This is a genomic window from Microcystis sp. M53598_WE2, from assembly GCF_030067735.1.
In the GTDB taxonomy this organism is placed as follows: domain Bacteria; phylum Cyanobacteriota; class Cyanobacteriia; order Cyanobacteriales; family Microcystaceae; genus Microcystis; species Microcystis aeruginosa.
Genome location: NZ_JASJFE010000155.1, coordinates 1 through 2,914 on the forward strand (window position 1 = coordinate 1; position 2,914 = coordinate 2,914).

Sequence of the window (2,914 nt, forward strand, 5' to 3'; positions counted from 1 at the left end):
CCCCTATAGAACCCCATAACTCTAGTTTTCAAGGTGCGTTCATCCTGCGATGACTGGGTTTTTTAAGCGGTTGCTTACCCGGCCCGCTATTCTTAATATCATACATCAGATAAAGTCGCCCTAAAAGGGCGAGGCTTTAAACCCAATTTTTCGGTAAAAAATCTTGTGACCTTCGAGCGCGATAATTCCCAAACCACCTCGCGAGTCATTGCCGCTAACTCGCGCTTTGCCAATACTTATTATGCCATTCTAGGACTACATCCGAGTGCCTCGGTGATCGAAGTGCGACGAGCCTATCGGGAACTGAGCAAACGATACCACCCTGATACTACCGAACTCAGCCCCGAAGTGGCAACGGTTAAATTCCAGCGTCTTAACGAAGCTTATGCCACCCTGAGTAATCCCGATCGCCGTTCCCTGTATGATTTACAGATAGGTTACTCGCGCTGGAATGTCATCCAAACCATCCCCGATGGCGATCAACCCATAGCTAATCGTAGTGCCTATCTCGATCCGACTGATCGCCCCCTATCTTCGGGAGAGATTTTTGCTTTGTTTATCTTGGCACTCACCCTGCTGGGCTGCTTGTTACTAGCGGTGATTATTGCTATGCTTCGAGGAGAGAATGCCGTCACTGTAGCCCAATTATTTTTGATTTAGATGCGATGAAGATTCCCACTGCCGATACTCCCCTCTATAATCATCCCTTACCGGCGATCGAAGCATGGCTAGTTAAGTTAGGTTGTCGGAAAAATACCGAGAATGTCCACTGTTGGACTGTGGAAAAACCGACATGGAAAGCGGAAATCTGCCTCGAAATTGAAGAAATCACCGTTCGTTACTTTCGGGCAGCCAATGACGGCAGTGACATCAATCGCGCTTTTAAATACTCCCTTAGTCGCCAAGATATCGAATCGGCGGTTTTTTCTGGTCCCTAATCATCGGCCAAACTTTTGACTATCTAACATTACTCGTTAAGACAGTGCCGGAGTTGGCGGCAAGGAGAGCTAGTCCGAGCATTTGTACTAAATTTTCCGAGACACGCTGTCAATCCAGTACACTTGTTCAGACTGAAATCAAAGCTCCCCCACAACTGGAACCGCTGCCGGCAGTGCAACCGTAGCAATAGGAAGCGGTTTGTACCTCTGTAATTACATCTAAACTATCCGCTTGTAATAAATCCGACAGGGTTAATTTTTGGCCTTGACCGGTGCAAGCGGCCAGACCCTCCATCTGATTAAAATCGCAGTCATAGATATTACCCAAATAATCAATGGAAAGCTGATTACGACACATCAAACGATCGACAGTATCGCCATTAAAATGGTCTTCGAGGAATTGAAGATAGGGTTGATAGAGTTGCCGGTGTTCCAGATGGAAACGGGTTCTTCCAATGGGTAGGTTAGTGATAGTCAACAGATTGTTAAAAGAAATATTAAAATGTTCTTGCAAGAACCTTTTGTAATCCCGTGTTAGGGATACCTGATCCGGTGTGAGAGAAAAATTCTCTGACTTAGGAATCGGGGGATTATAGACTAAATCCACAATCAAATTCGGCTCTTGAGCGTAGCCGAGACGGTTCAACCATTGTAAGGCGGCGATTGATCGATCATAGACTCCCAGACCGCGCATTTTATCCACATTATCGGCAAGATAACAGGGTAAAGAAGCCACCACCCGCAGCTGATGGCCAGCGCAATATTCAGGAATATCAGTAAATCCTTTCTCGAAATAAATAGTTAAATTCGAGCGCACAATTACCTCTTTCCCTGCTTTTCTAGAGGTTTCCACAATCGTCTTAAAACCGTAGAGCATTTCTGGGGCACCGCCGGTCAGATCGACGGTTTTAATTTGGGGAAATCTTTCGATCAGTTCGATAATTTGTTCGCACACTTCTGGAGTCATTTCTTCGGAACGACCTGGACTAGCTTCCACATGACAATGGCTACAAGCAAGGTTACATCTTTTCCCCAAATTAATTTGCAGAACCGAGATTTTTTGCTTAGTTAAAGGATTTTTTAGTTTTTCAACAAAAGGAGTCATGGGAGAGTAATCAGTAATCAGTAATCAGTAATCAGTAAACAGTAATCAGTGAACGGTAAACATTGAACAGTAAACGGTAAACAGTAATTAGTAAACAGTAAACAGTGACCAATAACTGATAACTGATAACTGATATAGCGTTTCCTAAGCTAGTGAGGTACACATATTTTTCTTCCCTTTTGACTTTTGCCTCTTGCCTTTTGCCTAAAACCCATAACTTTTGTACCTCAGCAGACTGAAAAACGCTATAACTGATAACTGATAACTGATAACTGATAACTGGTAACTGGTAACTGATAACTGGTAACTGATAACTGATAACTGATAACTGATAACTGATAACTGAGGGATCGAACTTGTCTCGACCGTGCTTTTTTAACAGCAACCGCCCCCATTATAGTGCCAAGTGGACTCGGTGAGGAGGATATCTTCGGCAGAGAAACGAGCTAAGTTGCTCGCAGTTTTATCACAGACAGCCACTGGTAATCCTTTGGCTAAAATATGCCCAGCACCATCATCGAAAATTGCCTCCCTACCAGTATAAATAGCAGTTTTGCCCGTAAAAATACAGGCCCCATCTTCGGGAATAGCTAGTTTAAAAGCAACGGAATCCAAACTTTCTAATAGGAGCGGCTCGGCTAAATTATAACTCTGACAGTCCAGTAAACGATAGGGACGACGGGACCGAATTTCTACCTGACCAAAACCAGCATCGATCAACTGTTGAATATAATCCTCGTAGGTCAAGGCCCCCGATAGACACATAGCTCGTAAACGCTGATCTTCTTGCAAATGTTCGGGGATTGGACGAGTGGCGATCGGATCGCTCATCAGTAAACGTCCTCCCGGTTTTAAGACGCGAAAAGCTTCG

The 2,914-nt window shown here is 44.4% G+C and carries 3 protein-coding genes and 1 pseudogene; 2 read left to right on the forward strand and 2 right to left on the reverse strand.

Going from position 1 to position 2,914, the window contains the following annotated elements:
• Positions 1-165 precede the first annotated feature (165 nt).
• The gene (locus tag PX636_RS03460; RefSeq protein WP_002779886.1) at positions 166-660 is read left to right on the forward strand and encodes a J domain-containing protein; all 495 of its coding nucleotides are present in this window, start codon (positions 166-168) and stop codon (positions 658-660) included.
• Positions 661-665: 5 nt separating this feature from the next.
• On the forward strand, positions 666-938 hold the full coding sequence (locus PX636_RS03465; RefSeq protein ID WP_002763790.1) for a DUF3143 domain-containing protein: 273 nt from the start codon (positions 666-668) through the stop codon (positions 936-938).
• A 127-nt stretch (positions 939-1,065) separates the two neighbouring features.
• On the opposite strand, the gene arsS is transcribed toward PX636_RS03465, so the two are convergent.
• Together arsS and PX636_RS03475 are read right to left on the reverse strand one after the other, a co-directional pair.
• The gene (gene arsS, locus PX636_RS03470) at positions 1,066-2,043 is read right to left on the reverse strand and encodes an arsenosugar biosynthesis radical SAM (seleno)protein ArsS (RefSeq protein ID WP_288116237.1); all 978 of its coding nucleotides are present in this window, start codon (positions 2,041-2,043) and stop codon (positions 1,066-1,068) included.
• Positions 2,044-2,418: 375 nt separating this feature from the next.
• Positions 2,419-2,914: pseudogene (locus PX636_RS03475) on the reverse strand (arsenosugar biosynthesis arsenite methyltransferase ArsM); the annotation flags it as partial.

Excerpts from the sequence above, each read along its gene's own strand:
- PX636_RS03465 (WP_002763790.1), top strand. The coding sequence starts at position 666 with ATGAAGATTCCCACTGCCGATACTCCCCTCTATAATCATCCCTTACCG.
- arsS (WP_288116237.1), bottom strand. The coding sequence starts at position 2,043 with ATGACTCCTTTTGTTGAAAAACTAAAAAATCCTTTAACTAAGCAAAAA.